Source organism: Streptomyces sp. NPDC107454 (genome assembly GCF_055582885.1).
The window spans coordinates 432,023-451,043 of the sequence record NZ_JBVJPA010000001.1 but is presented as its reverse complement, the minus strand read 5'-3'; the positions used below and the strand labels follow the sequence as shown (position 1 = coordinate 451,043).

The 19,021-nt window shown below is 70.9% G+C and carries 16 protein-coding genes; 12 read left to right on the top strand and 4 right to left on the bottom strand.

Annotated features, from left to right (window positions below; genetic code table 11):
* The first annotated feature begins 68 nt into the window (after positions 1-68).
* The 3 genes from ACZ69M_RS01935 (at position 69) to ACZ69M_RS01925 (ending at position 3,033) form a co-directional block, all read left to right on the top strand.
* A complete protein-coding gene (locus ACZ69M_RS01935; protein ID WP_470045978.1) occupies positions 69-983 on the top strand; it encodes an ABC transporter ATP-binding protein in 915 nt (304 codons plus the stop codon).
* Positions 980-1,828, top strand: a complete 849-nt coding sequence (locus ACZ69M_RS01930) for an ABC transporter permease (protein WP_470045977.1) — start codon at positions 980-982, stop codon at positions 1,826-1,828. The genes ACZ69M_RS01935 and ACZ69M_RS01930 overlap by 4 nt, the downstream gene beginning before the upstream one ends.
* Before the next feature lie 101 nt (positions 1,829-1,929).
* On the top strand, positions 1,930-3,033 hold the full coding sequence (locus tag ACZ69M_RS01925) for a hypothetical protein (RefSeq protein ID WP_470045976.1): 1,104 nt from the start codon (positions 1,930-1,932) through the stop codon (positions 3,031-3,033).
* Between the two features lie 26 nt (positions 3,034-3,059).
* Here the strand turns inward: ACZ69M_RS01925 and ACZ69M_RS01920 are convergent, their stop codons facing one another.
* Positions 3,060-3,809, bottom strand: a complete 750-nt coding sequence (locus tag ACZ69M_RS01920) for a FadR/GntR family transcriptional regulator (protein WP_470045975.1) — start codon at positions 3,807-3,809, stop codon at positions 3,060-3,062.
* 210 nt (positions 3,810-4,019) lie between these two features.
* On the opposite strand from ACZ69M_RS01920, the gene ACZ69M_RS01915 reads away from it, so the two are divergent.
* From ACZ69M_RS01915 to ACZ69M_RS01895, 5 genes are read left to right on the top strand one after another with little or no spacing between them, the layout of a single operon-like run.
* Positions 4,020-5,648, top strand: a complete 1,629-nt coding sequence (locus tag ACZ69M_RS01915; protein ID WP_470045974.1) for an ABC transporter substrate-binding protein — start codon at positions 4,020-4,022, stop codon at positions 5,646-5,648.
* A 5-nt stretch (positions 5,649-5,653) separates the two neighbouring features.
* Positions 5,654-6,613, top strand: a complete 960-nt coding sequence (locus ACZ69M_RS01910) for an ABC transporter permease (RefSeq protein ID WP_470045973.1) — start codon at positions 5,654-5,656, stop codon at positions 6,611-6,613.
* Positions 6,610-8,589: a dipeptide/oligopeptide/nickel ABC transporter permease/ATP-binding protein gene (locus tag ACZ69M_RS01905; protein ID WP_470045972.1), complete on the top strand. Its 1,980-nt coding sequence runs from the start codon at positions 6,610-6,612 to the stop codon at positions 8,587-8,589. Before ACZ69M_RS01910 ends, ACZ69M_RS01905 begins: the two co-directional genes overlap by 4 nt.
* Entirely contained in the window at positions 8,586-9,635 is a 1,050-nt protein-coding gene (locus ACZ69M_RS01900; protein WP_470045971.1) for an oligopeptide/dipeptide ABC transporter ATP-binding protein, read from the top strand. The genes ACZ69M_RS01905 and ACZ69M_RS01900 overlap by 4 nt, the downstream gene beginning before the upstream one ends.
* A gap of 19 nt (positions 9,636-9,654) precedes the next feature.
* Positions 9,655-10,590, top strand: a complete 936-nt coding sequence (locus ACZ69M_RS01895) for a dihydrodipicolinate synthase family protein (protein ID WP_470045970.1) — start codon at positions 9,655-9,657, stop codon at positions 10,588-10,590.
* An 83-nt stretch (positions 10,591-10,673) separates the two neighbouring features.
* On the opposite strand, the gene ACZ69M_RS01890 is transcribed toward ACZ69M_RS01895, so the two are convergent.
* The 3 genes from ACZ69M_RS01890 to leuA all read right to left on the bottom strand — a co-directional run bounded on the left by ACZ69M_RS01890 (position 10,674) and on the right by leuA (position 14,562).
* Complete coding sequence (locus tag ACZ69M_RS01890; protein WP_470046352.1) at positions 10,674-11,861, bottom strand: sialidase family protein; 1,188 nt, start codon at positions 11,859-11,861, stop codon at positions 10,674-10,676.
* 97 nt (positions 11,862-11,958) lie between these two features.
* Positions 11,959-12,654, bottom strand: coding sequence for a tellurite resistance TerB family protein (locus ACZ69M_RS01885; RefSeq protein WP_403688176.1), 696 nt, complete (start codon positions 12,652-12,654; stop codon positions 11,959-11,961).
* A gap of 186 nt (positions 12,655-12,840) precedes the next feature.
* The gene (gene leuA, locus ACZ69M_RS01880; protein ID WP_470045969.1) at positions 12,841-14,562 is read right to left on the bottom strand and encodes a 2-isopropylmalate synthase; all 1,722 of its coding nucleotides are present in this window, start codon (positions 14,560-14,562) and stop codon (positions 12,841-12,843) included.
* 353 nt (positions 14,563-14,915) lie between these two features.
* Between leuA and ACZ69M_RS01875 the strand changes: the two genes are divergently transcribed.
* The 4 genes from ACZ69M_RS01875 to ACZ69M_RS01860 all read left to right on the top strand — a co-directional run bounded on the left by ACZ69M_RS01875 (position 14,916) and on the right by ACZ69M_RS01860 (position 18,987).
* The gene (locus ACZ69M_RS01875) at positions 14,916-15,989 is read left to right on the top strand and encodes a M4 family metallopeptidase (RefSeq protein WP_470045968.1); all 1,074 of its coding nucleotides are present in this window, start codon (positions 14,916-14,918) and stop codon (positions 15,987-15,989) included.
* Between the two features lie 32 nt (positions 15,990-16,021).
* Positions 16,022-16,288, top strand: a complete 267-nt coding sequence (locus ACZ69M_RS01870; protein ID WP_470045967.1) for a protealysin inhibitor emfourin — start codon at positions 16,022-16,024, stop codon at positions 16,286-16,288.
* A gap of 111 nt (positions 16,289-16,399) precedes the next feature.
* Positions 16,400-17,728: a GH1 family beta-glucosidase gene (locus ACZ69M_RS01865; RefSeq protein ID WP_470045966.1), complete on the top strand. Its 1,329-nt coding sequence runs from the start codon at positions 16,400-16,402 to the stop codon at positions 17,726-17,728.
* A complete protein-coding gene (locus ACZ69M_RS01860; protein ID WP_470045965.1) occupies positions 17,725-18,987 on the top strand; it encodes an MFS transporter in 1,263 nt (420 codons plus the stop codon). Before ACZ69M_RS01865 ends, ACZ69M_RS01860 begins: the two co-directional genes overlap by 4 nt.
* The last annotated feature ends 34 nt before the right edge of the window (positions 18,988-19,021 follow it).

Below are 19,021 nucleotides of genomic sequence, written 5' to 3'. Positions count from 1 at the left end.
ACCGGCCGGGGAGAGTGTCGGCCACGGGGCGATACCGCGCGCGGGGCGCCGAGGGGACGGTGGTCGGTGTGATCGAAGTCAACGAACTGACCAAACGGTACGGCGACACCACCGCCGTACGGAATCTGACGTTCCAGGTGCGCCCGGGGCACGTCACCGGTTTCCTCGGCCCGAACGGCGCGGGCAAGACGACGACGCTGCGCATGCTGCTCGGGCTGATCGGGCCGACCGGCGGGAGCGCGACGGTCGACGGACAGCCGTTCCGCCGTCATCCGCGCGGGCTGCGGCACGTGGGCGCGCTGCTCGACGCGGGCGATGTGCACGGCGGGCGCAGCGCGCGGGCCCATCTGGAGGCGCTGGCGCGGAGCAATCGCATCCCCCGGAGCCGGGTGGACGAGGTGCTGGAGGAAGTGGGGCTCGCGGGGGCGGCGGCGCGGCGCAGGGTCGACGGGTTCTCGCTGGGCATGCGGCAGCGGCTCGGCATCGCCACCGCGCTGCTCGGCGAACCTCCGGTGCTGCTCTTCGACGAGCCCCTCAACGGGCTCGATCCGGAAGGTGTGCTGTGGGTGCGGGAGCTTTTTCGCAGGCTCGCGGCCGAGGGCCGTACCGTCTTCGTCTCCAGCCATCTGATGTCCGAGATGGAGCACACCGCGGACGAACTGATCGTCATCGGCCGGGGTGAGCTGATCGCCGCGGAGAGCGTGAGCGCGTTCGCGGCGCGCGGCACCCGGCCGACGGTGACCGTGCGGACGCCGGACCTCGCGAAGCTCACGGCCACGCTGTCCGAGGAGGGCGCGGCGGTGGCGCCGTACGACGAGCGGACCCTCAAGGTGACGGGCCTGAGCGCGGCCCGCATCGGTGAACTCGCCTTCCACCGACGGATCCTGCTCGAGGAACTGACCCCGCAGGCCGCGTCCCTGGAGGCCGCCTTCATGGAACTGACCGCCGACAGCACCGAGTTCCTCGCCGGAGACGCCCGATGACCACTCTCGCCCTCACCCCCGCTCCCCCGCACCCCGCCGCGCGGTTCACCGATCTCCTCGCCGCCGAGTGGATCAAACTCCGTTCCCTGCGCTCGACCTACTGGGCGCTCGGCGCGGGCGCCCTCGCCGTCATCGGCTTCAACGCCAACGCGGCACGGGTGCACGCGCACGACTATCCGAACTACAACCCCCACATGCGCTCCCTCGCCTGGGAGTTGGCCTTGCGTGACGCCTTCACCGACGGGTCGGCGCTGATCCTGATCCTCGCGGCGGCGAGCATCGGCGCGATCACGGTCGTCGGGGAGTACTCGACGGGCCTGATCCGTACGACCCTCGCGGCCGTCCCGGACCGGCGTGCCCTGATGGCGGCGAAGGTCGTGATGGTGACGGCGGTCATGACGCTGTACGGCGCGTTCGTCGCGAGTGCCTCCTTCGCCTCGACGCAGGCGATCCTCACCACCCGTGACGCCGCCGTGTCGATCACCCACGTCGGTGCCCTGCGCGTGGTCGTCGCCTCCGCGCTGCTCGCCCCGGTCTGCGCGCTGGCGGGCATGGCCCTGGGAGCCCTGATCCGGCACAGCGCGAGCACGATGGTCGCCGTCACCGCCGTCCTGCTCCTCGTCCCCAGCTTCATCACCGACCGCTACCGCTGGACGGCCGCCGTGCGGCACGCCATGCCCGTCAACGCCTGGACGCGGCTGACCGACGTCGCCTACGGCCACGATCCCTTCACCCGGCTTCCGCGCTACGGGGCGACGGTGACCGGCAGTTGGGTGGTGCTGGGGGCGTGGGCGGTGGTGTCGGCGGTGATCGTCGTGGTGGCGGTGGACCGCCGGGACGTGTGAGAGGTCGCAGGGGACGGGCGCGTACGGAGTTGTCAGTGGGCGGCCGTACTGTGCACCCAACGCACACAACGCCGTACGGCATCACGCGCACTGGAGGAACCATGTCCGCGAGCGCCCGTCTCGTCACCACGCTCGCAGGCCCGCTGGAGTCGGCCACGGCCGGCTTCCCAGGAGAGCGGTGCCTGCCCGGCCGGACGCTGATCCTCCAGAGCGACGACACCCAGCTGGCCGCGTACGACCTGGCCGCGGCGCTCGCGGGTGAGGCGTCGGTGGCCCGCTTCCCGTTGCCGTGGCCGCGCCGCTTCGGGACGTGCACCGTGTCGCCGGGGCTGGACGTCGCCGTCTTCGCGGGCGTGCACGCGGTGCGGGCGGTGGACCGGCGGGGCGCCACTCTGTGGGAGGTGCGGCACGGCTGCTGGGAGGGGAGCTGCCAGGAGATGCACGCCTCGTTCGACGAGTACGCGAACAGCCGGGACCACTTGTACGCCGACAGCGGCTCGGCGGTCTTCTCCGCGGACGGCAAGCTCGTGTGGGCCCATGTCCGCGGGCCGCTCGCGGCGGGGGGCGAGGACCCGGAGGTGATCGAGGAGTGGCTGGTACTGGACGCCACGGACGGGACGGTCCTCGGACAGGCGGACACCGAGACCGTGGCCGCCGGTTCGGGGCACGTCTCGCACCCGGACCCCGGGCAGATGGGGCTGAGCGTCGGCGAGGGGCAGGACGGGGCGCCGCTGCTGTGGGGCCGCTGGGACGGCGAGCGGCTCTCCGTCGAACGGATCGACGACGACCGGTGTCTGCTCGCCGTGAGCCCGTCGGGTGAGCACTTCCTGACCGTGACCCACTACCAGGAGCTCCTGTCCCTGCACCGGGCCGAGGACGGCTCGGTGGTGTCGGAGCTGGACGCGGAGGAGGTCGTCCCCGATCACCCCGCCCTGCACCCGGACAACGACGAGCCCGAGGTGCGCTGGGACTACTACGGCGGCTTCCTCGACGAACACACCGTCATCGCGGGCACCACCGAGGCCGACGAGGAGTACGGGGAGGGACGGCACTGGCTGGTCGACGTGCGGGACATGCGGCTGCTCGGCGAGGTCGCCTACCCGTTCCCGATATCCGGCGTTCCCAACACACTGGGCGACGGCAGCTGGTACACGGTCGCCGAGGACACGAAGGAACTCCAGGTGTGGCTCCTGGGCGGCGTCTAGGGCCGGTCCGGTTGCGGGGGTGGGGTTCAGCCCACTCCCCTGGACTCCTGGGCCGCCCTCGCCTCGATGCCGCGGAAGTGGTCGGCCATCGCGCGTTGGGCGGCCTCCACGTCGCGGGCGCGCAGGGCGGTGACGATGTCGCGGTGGCGGCGGACGGTCATTTCGGGGGACGGGTCGTCGGTCCAGCCGCGTATGCCGGCGACCCGGCTGTAGACGGTCCAGAAGGCGCCCAGGAGCTGCGGCACGAGCGCGTTGCCGAGCGAGGCGTACAGCAACTCGTGGAACTCGCGGTCGAGTTCCGGGAAGGGGCGCCCCGAGCGGCCCGTCTCCTCCATCTCGGCCACGACGGCTTCGAGGCGGTCGAGCTCCGGCTCGGTGAGCACGGCCGCGACCCGGCGTATCAGCCCCTCCTCCAGCACCTCCCGTACCTGGAGGATCTCCGCCAGCGCCCCGGTCTCGTTCTTGTCGTCGGGCTGGGCGAGCGTGCGGAAGGTGAGGCCGTCCACGAAGGGGGTCAGGGAGGCCTCGCCCACGTAGGTGCCGTAGCCGTGCCGGATGTCGACTATGTCGAGGGCCTGCAGGGCCTTGAGTGCCTCGCGGACGGAGTTGCGGCTGACGCCGAGGTCCTGCATCAGCTCGGTCTCGGTGGGCAGCGGCGCGCCCGCCTGGAGCCTGCGGTCGAGGATCAGCTGCATGACCTCGCGCTGGATCTGACTGCTCACCCGGCGCTCGGACCTGCGCTCGGGCCCGCGCCGGTTCCCGGTCTCCTCAGACATGCGCCGCATCGTACGCTCACTGGACATCCGACGTCCCACCTCCGGGTGGATTCAGCACCAACTACCCAGGTTTCAGGGCTTCATTGGTCGCACCTCTGGAAGATACGCCATTCGTGTGCGATCCCTTGACCGCCCTCACGGGCCCTCTTATGGTCACGCTGCCCACCATGACGTAGGACGTCGTATCTCCCGCCTCTCCCTGGAGGAACCGTGCGCGACGTGACCGACCACTCGGCGCTGCACCGCCGACGTTTCCTGAAGTACTCCGGCGCCCTCGGCGCGGCTGCCGCCCTCTCCTCCTCGCTGGCGGCCTGTTCGTCCGGGCCGCAGTCCACCAATGACACCGGCGGCGGGAAGGGCGGCAAGGACGCGACGCTCACCGCCGTCATCGGCTACGGGAACGACGGCAGCTGGGACCCGACGCAGACGGCGTCCGCCTTCGCCATGGCGGCCAACAACCACATCTACGAGGGGCTGCTGGACACGGACCCGATCTCGCGCGAGCCGTACGCGGCGCTCGCGACCCAGGTGCCGGGCGATCTCAGCGGCACGTCCTGGAAGTTCACACTGCGGGCCGGGGCCACCTTCCACGACGGGAAGCCCGTCACCGCCGACGACGTGGTCTTCGTCTTCGACCGGATCCTCGACCCGAAGACGCAGACCCTCGGCAAGGGCTTCTTCGCGAGCTGGCTGAAGGAGGTCCGGAAGACCGACGCGTCGAACGTCGAACTGGTGCTGAAGTTCCCCTTCCCGGAAGGCATCGCGCGGCTCACCCTCGCCAAGATCATGCCCAAGCACGTCTTCTCCCGGCCCGGCGCCTGGGACGACGCGATCAAGGGGAAGGCGGTGGGCTCGGGGCCGTACCGGCAGACCGCCCACCACCCCAAGTCGAACACCACCTTCGAGGCGTTCGCCGCCTACAACGGCCCGCGCAAGCCGGCCTTCAAGAAGATGAACTGGCTGACGATCGTGGACGCGGCGCCGCGCGTCGCGAAGATCTCGGGCGCGAGCGCCGGGGCCCAGATCGCCGACAACATCCCGTACGCCAACATCGAGCAGCTGAGGAAGGGCGGCATGACCGTCGAGGGCGGCGCGGGGATGAACAACCTCTTCCTGATGTTCAACACCCGGCACAAGCCCTTCGACGACGTCCGCGTGCGCCAGGCCCTGCACTACGCCATCGACACCGGCAAGATGGTCGAGGTCGCCCTCCACGGACACGGCAAGCCGTCGAGCTCGTTCCTCAACGAGGGGAACCCGGTCTACCGGCCGGCGAAGACCGTGTACGGCTACGACCCGCAGAAGGCCAAGCAGCTCCTGAAGGCCGCCGGGGTCTCCGGGCTGAAGATCGAGATCCTGTCCGTGAACGTCAGCTGGATCGTCGACTGCCTGCCGACCATCAAGGCGTCCTGGGACGCGATCGGCGTCGAGACCACGCTCTCGCCGCAGGAGACGACGGCCGTCTTCACGAAGATGGACCAGAAGCAGGACTACCAGGTGGTGGCCGCCGCCTCGAACCCCAACCAGTTCGGCCTGGACGCCGATCTGATCATGCACTACAACTACGGCCCCGAGAACCTGTGGATGCAGTACGCCCGGTGGGCGGGCGACCCGGTCGCGAAGCAGCTCTTCAAGGACATGGACCGGGCGACGCGGGAGCCGGACGCCGACAAGAAGAAGACGATGATCCAGGACTACATCGACGTCGTCGCCGAACAGGCCGTGCTCTACCCGGTCGTGCACAACGAACTGATGACGGCCTGGGACCCCAGAAAACTCACGGGGATCAGGGCCCAGCCCTATCCGGGCGTCAACCTCCTCCAGGCCAAGTGGGCCTGACGTAGATGACGGCCATCGTCCGCATCCTGGCCCGCCGTGTCGCCCTGCTCGTGCCGCTGATGCTCGGCATCGTGCTCTTCGTGTTCCTGGTGATGCGGTTCTCGGACGTCGACCCGGCGTCCGCGTTCTTCCAGGGCGCCAACCCCACTCCACAGCAACTGCACGACTTCCGGCAGCAGAACGGCCTGCTCGACCCTCTCCCGGTGCGTTACGTCCACTTCATCGGCGATCTGCTCCACGGCGACCTGGGCACCAGCGCGCTGACCCGGGCGCCGGTCGTCGACCAGGTCACCACCGCGCTGCCGCTCACCCTCCAGCTCACCTTCCTCGGCCTCGCCATCGCGGTGGTGCTCGCGCTGCTCGGCGGGGTCACCGCCGCGATCCACCGCGGCCGACTGCCCGACCAGGTCATCCGGGTCGTGTCGCTGACCGGGGTCGCGGCGCCCGGCTTCTGGCTGGCGCTGCTGATGATCCAGTACCTGGCCGTGGACCGGGGCTGGTTCCCGACCGGCGGATACATCAACCCCGGTGACTCGCCGATCGGCTGGCTGAAGACGATGACGCTCCCCGCCTTCGCGCTCTCCCTCCCGGTCGCCGCCCAGCTCACCCGGATCGTGCGCACGGCCGTGGTCGAGGAACTGGACAAGGACTACGTCCGGACGGCGATCGGCAGCGGACTGCCGCCGGTGGTCGTGGTCGGCCGCAATGTGCTCCGCAACGCGCTGATCAACCCGCTGACCGTGCTCGGCCTGCGCGTCGGCTATCTGCTCGGCGGCGCGGTCGTCATCGAGACGATCTTCTCGCTCCCCGGCATGGGCAAGCTGATGATCGACGCCGTGAAGAACGGCGACCCGGCGGTCGTCCAGGGCGTCGTCCTGACCACGGCCACCGGGTTCGTGGTCGTGAACCTCGCCATCGACATCCTGTATCTGCTGGTCAACCCGCGACTGAGGGATGCCACGTGACGATCCCCCCGCTCTCCCGCCGACGTCTCACCGAGGGCCTCGCCCGGCCCGGCATCCGACTGCGACGCCTGCCCGTCCTCTCCCGGATCGCCCTCGGCTTCCTCACCCTCGCGGTCCTGCTGGCCGTGTTCGCACCCCTGCTCTCCCCGCACGACCCGCTCGACCAGCAACCGCAGGTCGACGGCACCGGCGCCCCATCCGGCAGTCACTGGATGGGACAGGACAGCCTCGGCCGGGACATCCTGAGCCGGCTGATGTACGGCGCCCGCTGGTCCCTCGCGATCGGCCTGGGCGCCACCGCGCTCGCCCTCGTCGTCGGCGCGCTCCTCGGCGCGATCGCCGCGACCTCGCGGGGAGCCGTCGACGAGACGCTGATGCGCTGCCTGGACGTCGTGATGGCGTTCCCCGGCATCGCGCTGGCCGCCGTCCTGGTCGCCGTCTTCGGCGGCGGCATCACGGTGCTGATCTGCGCGATCGCCTTCCTGTTCACCCCGTCGGTGGCCAGGGTCGTCCGCGCGAACGTCCTCGACCAGTACGGCGAGGACTATGTGACGGCGGAACGGGTGATCGGCGCCCGCACCCCGCACATCGTGCTGCGCCACGTGGCCGTCAACTGCGCCGCCCCCGTGCTGGTGTTCTGCACGGTCCAGGTCGCCGAGGCCATCGTCTTCGAGGCCTCGCTCTCCTTCATCGGCGCGGGCGTCCGGCCGCCCGACCCGTCCTGGGGCAGCGTCATCGCGGACGGCAAGAACATGGTGCTGACCGGCGGTTGGTGGGCGACGGTCTTCCCGGGTCTGCTGATGCTGATCACCGTACTGTCGCTGAACATCCTCTCCGAGGGCGTCTCGGACGCGTGGGCGGCGCCCGTGGCTCGTGAGGTGGCGGCGACGGCGACCGCCGGTGACCGGCTGGAGACGCCCGAGCCCGGCAGCGGAGCGGTCCTCGAACTGCCCGGTCTGCCGGAGGCCGCTGCCCGCCTGCGCTCCCGGGCCCGCCCCCTGCCCACCGGCCGTCCCGTCCTCTCCGTGGAGAACCTCGCCATCGGGTTCGACGCCCGGCACGGCGGGGTGGACATCGTCGACGGCATCGGCTTCGACGTGCACCCCGGTGAAGTCCTGGGCCTGGTCGGCGAGTCGGGCTGCGGAAAGTCACTGACGGCGCTCGCGGTGATGGGCCTGGAACCGAAGGGGGCCCGGGTCCGGGGCCATGTCCGCTTCGATCAGCGTCAGTTGGTGGGCCGGCCGATGCGCGTACGACGCCGTCTGCTGGGCCACGAGATGGCGATGGTCTACCAGGACGCGCTGTCGTCCCTGAACCCGGCGATGACGATCGGGGCACAGCTGAAGCAGCTGGTGCGCCGCGGCGGCGGACAGACCCCCGCGGAGCTGCTCGCGCTGGTCGGTCTCGACCCCGAACGCACCCTGCGCAGCTACCCCCACGAGCTCTCCGGCGGCCAGCGCCAGCGCGTCCTGATCGCGATGGCCCTGTCCCGGGGCCCGAAACTGATCGTGGCGGACGAGCCGACCACGGCCCTGGACGTGACGGTCCAGGCACAGATCATCACCCTGCTGCTGAAACTGCGGGAAGAGCTGGGCTTCGCGCTGATCCTCGTCTCGCACGACCTGGCCCTCGTCGCGGACGTCACGGACCGGGTGGTGGTGATGTACGGCGGGCAGATCGTGGAGACGGGCGTGACGGCGGACCTGGTGGAGGCACCGGCCCACCACTACACGCGCGGCCTGCTCGGCAGCGTCCTGTCCCTGGAATCGGCGGCCGAACGGATGACGCAGATCAAGGGGGTCGTGCCCGCACCCGCCGACTTCCCGGCGGGCTGCCGGTTCGCCGGCCGCTGTCCGCTGGCGAGCGAGGTGTGCCGGACGACGGCGCCCGACCTGCTGGGCACCCGGACCCACACGGCCGCGTGCCATCACCCCGCGGTCGATCTGATCACCACGCAGAGCGAGGCCGTCCAGTGAACGCGCTCATCACCCTCTCCGACGCCCATGTCGTCCACAAGGCCCGCTCCGGCAGCCTGTTCACCCGCGACCGGGTGTACGCACTGACCGGCGCCGACCTCACCATCGCGCCCGGCGAGACGGTCGGCGTCGTCGGCGAGTCCGGGTGCGGGAAGTCGACGCTGGCGAAGGTGCTGGTGGGCGTCCAGCGGCCGACGTCCGGCACCGTGCGCTTCCGTGACCGTGACCTGTGGTCGATGCGGCCCGCCGAACGACGAGCGTCCGTCGGCGCCGGCACGGGCATGGTCTTCCAGGACCCGTCGACGGCCCTGAACCGCCGCCTGCCCGTACGCCGGATCCTGCGGGACCCCCTCGACGTGCACCGGCGCGGCACGGCACGGGAACGGGACGACCGGGTGCGGGAGCTGATGTCCCTGGTGGGCCTCCCCCGCGCCCTGGCGGGCGCCCTGCCCGGCCAGCTGTCCGGCGGCCAGCGTCAGCGGGTGGCCATCGCGCGCGCCCTGGCCCTCGACCCGGACCTGGTGGTGGCGGACGAACCGACGAGCGCGCTGGACGTCTCGGTCCGCGCCCAGATCCTCAACCTCCTGCTGGACCTGAAGGAGCGCCTGGACCTGGCCCTCGTCTTCGTCTCGCACGACATCCAGACGGTACGGAGGATGAGCGACCGGGTGATCACGATGTACCTCGGCCGGATCGTGGAGGAGTCCCCGGCCACCCGGGTCACCGACCGCGCCCGGCACCCGTACACCCGGGCCCTCTTCTCCGCCACGCCCGGCCTCCTGGACCCGCTCGACCCGATCCCGCTGGTGGGCCCGGTGCCCTCGGCCACACACCCGCCGACCGGCTGCCCGTTCCGCACCCGCTGCTGGAAGGCCGACGAGGAGTGCGTGAGCGTGATGCCGGACTTCACGGCCGCGTCGACGCCGGACCACCGCTTCCGGTGCCACCATCCTGTGGAGGAGGACCAGTCGACGCGCGACCTGGTGGCCCAGGCCGTGTCCGCGGCGCCCGCCGTGGCCGACATTCCCGCCCAGCAGCAGCCTTGATCGTCCCGAGGGAGCCTTCATGCCGATCCCCGCCCCGCTGACCGGTGTCGTTCCGCCCGTCTGCACGCCCCTGACACCGGACCGCGAGGTGGACGTCCCCTCGCTCATCAGGCTCGTGGACCACCTCGTGGACGGGGGCGTCCACGGCCTGTTCGTCCTTGGTTCGTCCTCGGAGGCGGCGTTCCTGACGGACGCCCAGCGGCGGCTGGTCGTGGAGACGGTGGTCGCCCGTGCGGCCGGCCGGCTCCCCGTGCTGGCCGGGGTGATCGACATGACCACGCCGAGGGTGCTGGACCATGTGGCGTATGTGACGGCGGGGGGCGCGGACGCGATCGTGGCGACCGCACCCTTCTACGCCCGCACCCACCCGGCGGAGATCGCGCGCCACTTCCGCCTGGTCGCCGCCCGTTCGTCCGTGCCCGTCTTCGCCTACGACATCCCGGTGTCCGTCCACACCAAGCTGGGCGCGGAGCTGGTCCTGTCCCTCGCCGCGGAGGGCGTGCTGAGCGGGCTCAAGGACTCCAGCGGCGACCTCGCCGCCTTCCGCGCCGTCGTCACGGGCGCCCGCACCCACCCCGACATCACCGGCTTCACCACGCTCACCGGGTCCGAACTCGTCGTCGACTCCGCGCTCGCCCTCGGGGCGGACGGGGCCGTGCCGGGTCTCGCCAACGTCGACCCGCACGGGTACGTACGGCTCGACCGGTTCTGCCGAAGGGGTGACTGGGAGCGGGCGCGGGCCGAACAGGAGCGGCTGTGCGGCCTGTTCGGGATGGTCGGGGTGGGGGACCCGGCCCGGATGGGCGGGGGTTCGTCGGCGCTCGGGGCGTTCAAGGCGGCACTGCACCTGCGGGGCGTCATCGCCTGCCCGGCCACGGCGGAGCCGCAGGTGCCGCTGTCGGAGGCGGAGGTCGAACGGGTGGGGAAGTACCTGGCGGGGGCGGGCCTGCTCTAGGTCCTGTCGTCACATTCCCGTCGTCCGCCCGGAGGGGGCGCGTGCAGGGCGTCGCGGGGCGGACGGGAATTCGACGACAGGGCCTAGGGCGTCCGGCGCAGACGCCGGAACTCGATCCTGTCGTACGGCCGTGTCGAGCCCGTCTCGTACAGGATGCCGATCCGGTCGTGCCCGAGGTCCACCAGGTCCGAGTAGGCGGCCGGGGCGGAGGAGAGGGTCGTCGCCCTGGTGAACGTGGCGCCGTCGTCCGTGCTGCGCCAGAGGGTCATCGCGCGGCGGGCGGTGGGTACGGAGGGGGCCGAGAAGAGCAAGGGGGCGCGGGCGCCCTGGAGCTGGAGGACGCTGCCCTGGACGACGGGGACGTCGTCCAGAGTGGGCTGGATCGCGTAGGGGCGGTCCAGGGTCTCGCCGCCGTCGCTGGAGTAGGTGTCCAGGCGGTTGCCGGGGGTGGTGCCGCCCTCGTCGCGGGCGCTGAAGTACAGGCGTCCGTCGGGGAGTTCGGCCGCGCTGCTCTCGTTGGCGTCGACCCGGCCGTCGTAGGTACGGTCGGTGAAGCCCAGGTGCCAGGTACGGCCGCCGTCGTCGGAGTAGATCGCGTGCGCCCCGTAGTACTTGGCCTCCCGGCCGGTGTCGGTCGAGCCCGCGGGCGGGGCGACGGAGTGGTTGGCGGGGACGACCAGACGACCGGCGTGCGGGCCGTGGCGCAGGGCGATCGCATGGCCGGGACCCGTCGCGTACCAGCGCCAGCCCGGCGGCTTCACCTCCGCCGTGATGTCCCGGGGAGCGGAGAAGCGCACGCCGTCGTCGCCGCTCGTCTGGACGAAGACGCGGCGGCCCTGGCGCGCCGTGACCTCGCCCCGCATGATCCGCGCCTCGGTCACCGCGCCGCTGTTGTAGGAGGTGACCAGGACGATCCGGCCGGTGCGCGGGTCCACGACGGGCGCCGGGTTGCCCCGGGTGTCCCCGGCCCCCGCCGTGACGACCCGCGGCGAACCCCACGTACAGCCGCCGTCGAAGGAGCGCCTGAGGACGACGTCGATGTGACCGCTGTCGCCCGCGCCGTCGTGCCGCCCCTCGGCGAAGGCGAGCACCGTGCCCGCGCGGGTGGTGACGACCGCCGGGATGCGGTAGGTGTCGTAGCCGCCCTCGCCCGCGGTGTACGGCACGGAGGAGACGCAGTCGGTACGGGGGCCGGGGGCGGTGGCGGATGCGACGCCGGCGCCGGAGGCGAGGAGGCCGACGGCCAGGACGGCGACGAGGCTGCGGCTCAGGGCGGTCCCCGCTCTCCCCCGCGCAACACGAGGGTCCGGTTACGGTATGTCACCCACACCGTACCCCGAGTCACCGATTGTCACTCCCGCTCCCTCGCTACGAGGGCGTGCGCGCCGCCGCCAGCAGTCGCGTCACGTCGTCGGCGCAGATCGTCAGCGCCGCGCCCACGGTGGCGAGGACGTCCCGTTCGGCGGGGGTGTACGGGCCGTCCGCCAGGGCGATCCGGGCGCCCTGGAGCAGGATCGATTCGCGTCCCGTCGCGGCGAGGTGCGGCGCCAGCGGATCCAGGGCCTCGTGCAGCTCTATGGCGAGGCCCGCCCCGCACGGCTCCCCGAAGATCCGGCCGGTGTCCGCGGCGAGCGCCTCGACGAGGGCGCCGAGCTGGTCCTCCGTACAGTCGTCGAAGCCGGCCGAGCGCACCGCGGTCGCCGCGGTCTCCAGGGACGTACGGGAGCAGGTGCCGCCGGCGGCGAGCACGGCGAGCGCGACGGTGTGGACGGCGTCGCGGAGCATCGCCGAGAAGCGGGTGGTGGTCGGGTGGTCGAGGACGTCCGCGCCGTAGTGGCGGCCGCAGGCGGCGCACTCGACGACGGGCCCCGTGTCACCGCGCGGCAGGACCGGGACACCTAGGAGGGTGAAGCGGCGCCGGCCGGTGAGCCGCTGGTAGTTGCGGTCACCCCCGCAGCCCGGGCAGAAGAACTCGCCGTCCCCCATGGTGGTCCACGCGGTACGGGTGCCTAGGATGCGGGAAATCTGCACTGCACGACCGTTTCGTCCCCATCCTGGCAGCACGCTCGCACACCTCCGTCAGGCCGCGGCAACATCGCCGCGCTGGCGTGATGTTAGCCACATTGTCGAGGCGGAGTCAGTACCTTGGACGAGACCTTTCCGTGATCTCCACGGCGATTGGCCGGTATACGACGGGGCCCTGTCCGCCTCAAAAGGCGGACAGGGCCCCGAAAGTGCCGGTCAAAGTCCTCAGCGGGCCGCGCGGTTGACCGCGGAGACCACGGCCTTCAGCGACGCGCGTGTCGTATTCGCGTCGATGCCGATTCCCCACAGGACCTTGTCGCCGATCGCGCACTCGATGTACGAGGCGGCCTGCGCGGAGGCGCCCTCGCTCATCGTGTGCTCCTGGTAGTCCAGGAGGCGCGCGTCGATGCCGACGGACTGCAGGGCGTCGAAGAACGCGGAGATCGGACCGTTGCCGGTACCGGTCAGGACCGTGTCGGTGCCGTCCACCGAGGCCTCGACCGTCAGCGAGTCGATGCCGTCGCGGTCGGTCGTGGTCTGGCCGGCCTTGACCTGGATACGGCCCCACGCGTTGTCGGGGTTCGGCAGGTACTCGTCCTGGAAGATCGCCCAGATGTCCCTCGGGGTGACCTCGCCGCCCTCGGCGTCCGTCTTCGCCTGGATGATCTTCGAGAACTCGATCTGCATCCGGCGCGGCAGGTCCAGCTTGTGGTCGTTCTTCAGGACGTAGGCGATGCCGCCCTTGCCGGACTGCGAGTTGACGCGGATCACGGCCTCGTACGAACGGCCGACGTCCTTCGGGTCGATCGGCAGGTACGGGACGGCCCACTCGATGTCGTCGACGGTGACGCCCTTCGCGGCGGCGTCCGCCTCCATGGCGTCGAAGCCCTTCTTGATGGCGTCCTGGTGGGAGCCGGAGAAGGAGGTGTAGACGAGGTCGCCGACGTACGGGTGACGGGCGTGGACCTCCATCTGGTTGCAGTACTCGGCGGTGCGGCGGACCTCGTCGATGTTCGAGAAGTCGATCTGCGGGTCGACGCCCTGCGAGAACAGGTTCATGCCCAGGGTGACCAGGTCGACGTTGCCGGTGCGCTCGCCCTGGCCGAACAGACAGCCCTCGATGCGGTCGGCGCCGGCCATCAGGGCCAGCTCGGCGGCGGCGACGGCCGTGCCCCGGTCGTTGTGCGGGTGCACGGACAGGCAGACGAACTCGCGGCGGGACAGGTTGCGCGACATCCACTCGAAGCGGTCCGCGTGCGTGGACGGCGTCGAACGCTCCACCGTGGCGGGCAGGTTGAGGATGATCTCGCGGCCGGGGCCGGGCTGCCAGACGTCCATGACGGCCTCGCAGACCTCCAGGGCGAAGTCCAGCTCGGTGTCGGTGAAGATCTCGGGGCTGTACTGGTAGCCGAACGCCGTCCGCTCGTCGAGCAGCTTCTCGGCGTACTCCATGACCAGCCGCGTGCCGTCGACGGCGATCTGCTTGATCTGGTCCTTGGAGCCGCGGAAGACGACCCGGCGGAAGACCGGGGCCGTCGCGTTGTACAGGTGGACCGTGGCGCGCTTGGCGCCGACCAGGGACTCCACCGTGCGCTCGATCAGGTCCTCGCGGGCCTGGGTCAGTACGGAGATCGTGACGTCGTCCGGGATCGCGGTCTCGTCCTCGATGATCGAACGGACGAAGTCGAAGTCGGTCTGCCCGGAGGCCGGGAATCCGACCTCGATCTCCTTGTAGCCCATCGTCACGAGCAGGTCGAACATCTCGCGCTTGCGAGCCGGGGACATCGGGTCGATCAGCGCCTGGTTGCCGTCCCGCAGGTCCGTCGACAGCCAGCGGGGGGCGACGGTGACACGCTTGTCCGGCCAGGTGCGGTCAGGAATGTCCACCTGCTCGTACTTGCCGTACTTGTGGACCGGCATGGAGGTGGACTGCTGGAAGTTCGGCATGATGCGTGGGCTCCTCAGAGGGTGTCCGGAAGGACGGCCGACGGCGCAACGCCGAACTCCGCGGGGAGGGGGTCGGCCTCGACTACAGGCCCTCGCCGCGGCAGCTAAGGAGAAGCAGCCCGATACGCATGATGCTCCGCAGCCTAGCCGAGCCTCACTCTCTCCGGAGGGCTGTATCAGTATGCGGGATCGTGGTCACATAAGGAAGAAAAGGGACAAAAAGTGTGGCGTAGCACTCAGAGTGAGCCCTTTTACCACTGAAGAGCGGACCGATGGGCTCCTTATCGCCGCATTTCACACAATCTTGGTTGCCGGTAGTGACAGCGGAGTAACTCAGTGCAATTGTGCCGAGCATGACCGCGAACCCGGCAGGCTTCGAGCCTGTCTTCTGCACCATCGTGCCGCCCCACGTCCTCGACACGCTGGCCCAGCACGAGGACCCCGCGCTCGCCGGGCCCGCGCGCCGCACCCTGGAGCGCGACGCCTTCGAGCGCACCCACCGCCGGCTGACCACGGTCATCGGCGCGCCCACCGTGGCCCCGCCCCAGGGCGCGCCCACGGACAAGCCGCAGCGCACCGTCTACGACGCCAGGCACCACCAGGACCTGCCGGGCAAGAAGGTCCGCGGCGAGGCCGACAAGCCCGGCAAGGACGCCACGGTCAACCGCGCCTACGCCGGACTCGGCGCCACCTTCGACCTCTACCTGAACGCCTACGCCCGCAACTCGATCAACGGCGAGGGCCTGCCCCTCACCGCGAGCGTCCACTACGACGTCGACTACAACAACGCCTTCTGGAACGGCGAGCAGATGGTGTTCGGCGACGGCGACGGCGAGATCTTCCTCGACTTCACCATCCCGGTCGACGTCATCGGCCACGAGCTGACCCATGGCGTCACCCAGTACACGGCGAACCTCACCTACTTCGGCCAGCCGGGCGCCCTGAACGAGTCCATGTCGGACGTCTTCGGCTCGCTGATCAAGCAGTACACGCTCGGCCAGACCGCCGCCGACGCCGACTGGCTGATCGGCGCGGGCCTGCTCGCCCCCCGCGTCACCGGCAAGGCGCTGCGCTCCATGAAGGAGCCCGGCACGGCGTACGACGACGACGTGCTCGGCAAGGACCCGCAGCCCGCGACGATGGACGGCTATGTGAAGACCGGCCGCGACAACGGCGGTGTCCACATCAACTCCGGCATCCCCAACCACGCCTTCTACCTGGTCGCCCAGTCCCTCGGCGGGCACGCCTGGGAGCGCGCAGGACAGATCTGGTACGACGTCCTCACCGGCGGCGAACTCCAGTCCCAGGCGAGCTTCTCCGACTTCGCCAAGCTGACGGTCGCCCAGGCCAGGAGCCGGTACGGCGAGGGCGAGGAGCTCCAGTCCGTCACGAAGGCCTGGGAACAGGTCGGGGTGCCGACGTCGTAGCTTCGGCGCCCGACTCGTACTAGACAGGACCCATGCGTATTCAGGTTAGGCGCACGGGCGGATTCGCGGGCATCGAGCGCCGTGCCGAGGTGGACACCTCGGGGCGCTCCGACGCCCCCGAGTGGCAGGCCCTGGCCGAGCAGGCGATCGCCTCCGGCCAGGGCACGCGCCCCACCGGGGTCCCCGACGGCTTCAGCTACGAGATCACGGTGGACGGGAAGACGGTCTACGCCGCCGATCCGAGACTGACGGAGGAACAGCGCCAACTGATCGTGCGGGTCCTGAAGGAGGGCGCGTAGCGCGCTTCAGGGGCGCGGGGCGGTGACATGTGCGGCTGAGCCGCGTGGGCGCCCCAAAGCTGTAACTCCCGGTTCACACCAACCCGTTGACTTCCCTTACTGCCGGTAAGGATGATCGCGCGCATGGCGACGAACCCCCTACCGCAGTTCCCGCCCGGCTTCCTCTGGGGCGTGTCCACCTCGGCCCACCAGATCGAGGGAGCCGCGAGCGAACGCGACCCGTCGGTATGGGACGCGTTCACGGCCGAGCCCGGCCGCATCAAGGACGGCTCGACGGCGGACGTGGCCTGCGACCACTACCACCGCTATCCCGAGGACGTGGCCCTCCTCGCCGACCTCGGCGTGGACGCGTACCGCTTCTCGATCTCCTGGCCCCGCGTGAACTCACCCGGCGGCCTCGACTTCTACGACCGCCTCGTGGACGCCCTGGTCGCGGCGGGCATCCGCCCCGTACCCACCCTCTTCCACTGGGACCTCCCGCTGAAGCTGGAGGAGACGGGGGGCTGGCTGAACCGGGACACCGCGGAGCGCTTCGCCGAGTACGCCGGTGTCGTCGCCGCCCGCCTCGGCGACCGCGTCAAGAAGTGGATCACCCTCAACGAGCCCGCCGAGCACACCCTGCTCGGCCACGCGCTCGGCGCCCACGCCCCGGGCAAACGGCTCCTGTTCGACTCGCTGCCGATCGCCCACCACCAACTCCTCGCCCACGGCCTCGCCGTCCGGTCCCTGCGCGCGGCCGGCGTCACGGACATCGGCATCGCCAACTCGCACGGCCCGACCTGGGCGGCCTCCGAGCAGCCCGAGGACGTGGAGGCCGCCGACTTCTACGACCTCCTCCTCAACCGCCTGTTCGCGGACCCGCTGCTGCTGGGCCGGTATCCGGACGGCATCGGGGAGTTGATGCCGGGTGACATCGAGGCGGACCTGAAGGTCATCGCGGAGCCGATCGACTGGTACGGGATCAACTACTACCAGCCGACCAAGGTGGGCGCCCCCGAGGGCGCGGAGATCGAGTTCAGCGGACTGACCCTGCCCGCCGAACTCCCCTTCTCCGTGCGGGAACTGGAGGGCTACCCGGTCACCGACTTCGGCTGGCCGGTGGTTCCCGAGGCGCTGACCGAGCTGCTGGTGGGCTTCCGCGAGCGCTACGGGGACCGCCTCCCGCCGGTCGTCATCACCGAGAACGGCTGCAGTTACGAGGGCATCGACGACCAGGAGCGGATCACCTTCCTCGACGGCCATGTCCGTGCGCTGCACCGGGCGTTGGAACAGGGTGTGGACGTTCGCGGGTATTTCGTGTGGTCGTTGCTGGACAACTTCGAGTGGGCCGAGGGGTACGCACGGCGCTTCGGCCTGGTCCACGTCGACTACGAGACGCTGAAGCGGACCCCGAAGGCGTCGTACACCTGGCTGCGCGACGCGCTGCGGGCGCGGGGATGACGGCGGCCGGCCCTGTCGCGTCCGTGGGGGCGCTCGCCGAGCCCGCCCGGCGGGTCGGCCGGGGCTGGACCTCGGCGCTCTCGCTCGCCAACGGGGCGATCTGGGTGGGCTGGTACGGCCCGCTGCAGATCCTGCTGGCCTCCCAGGCGGAGGACTTCGCGCCCGGTACCGGCATGTCGAAGGAGACGATGCTGGCGTGGGTCACGGGCGCGGGCGCGCTGGTGTCGCTGGTCGCCAACCCGCTCTTCGGCGCGCTGTCCGACCGGACGACGGCGCGCTGGGGCCGCCGTACGCCGTGGATCGTGGCGGGTTCGGCAGGCGGCGCCCTCTCCCTGCTGCTGCTTGCGGGAGCGGGCGGGGTCTGGACGATGGCGGCCGGCTGGTGCCTGGTCCAGCTCACCCTGAACGCCGCCTTCGCCGCGATCACCGCGGCGGTCCCCGACCGGGTGCCACGGCTCCAGCGGGGTTCCGTGGGCGGCTGGCTGGGCGCGGCACAGATCCTGGGCGTGGTGGGCGGAACGGGCCTCGCGACGGCGGCGGGGGGTGTGGGCGGCGGCTACGCGGCGTGTGCGGTGTTCACGCTGGTGGGCGTGGGGCCGTACGTACTGCGCTACCAGGACCTGCGGCTGCCGGCCTCGGCCCGCCCCGCCTGGTCCTGGCGCACGTTCGCGGCCTCCTTCTGGCTGAGCCCGCGCCGCCACCCGGACCTGGCCTGGGCCTGGCTGACCCGCTTCCTGATCAACCTGAGCAACGCCCTGGTCCTGCTCTACCTCCTGTACTACCTCCGCGACCGGCTCCACTACGACGACCCCGAGAACGGTGTACTGATCCTCACCGCGGTCAACGGCGTCACCCTCCTCGCCACGGTCGTGGTCGGCGGGGTGTGGTCGGACCGGATGGGCCGCCGCAAGCCGTTCGTGATCTGGTCGGGCGTCCTCATGGCGGTGGCGACGGCGGTCCTCTCCGGGTGGCAGACCTGGCCGGGCGCGATCGTCGCGGCGGCGGTCCTCGGCATCGGCTTCGGCGTCTTCACGTCCGTCGACTTCGCGCTGATGACGGACGTCCTGCCCAAGGCCCTGGACCGCGGCAAGGACCTCGGCGTCATCAACGTCGCCAACGCCCTCCCCCAGGTCGCCGCCCCCGCCCTGGCGGCCCCGATCGTGACGTATCTGGGCGGCTACCGGGTGCTGTACCTGGTGGCGGCGGTGATCGGACTGGTGGGGGCGCTGCTGGTGGGGCGGATCAGGGGAGTCGACTGAATTCGGGTGCCACCGGCATCCGTGTTCCTCTTGG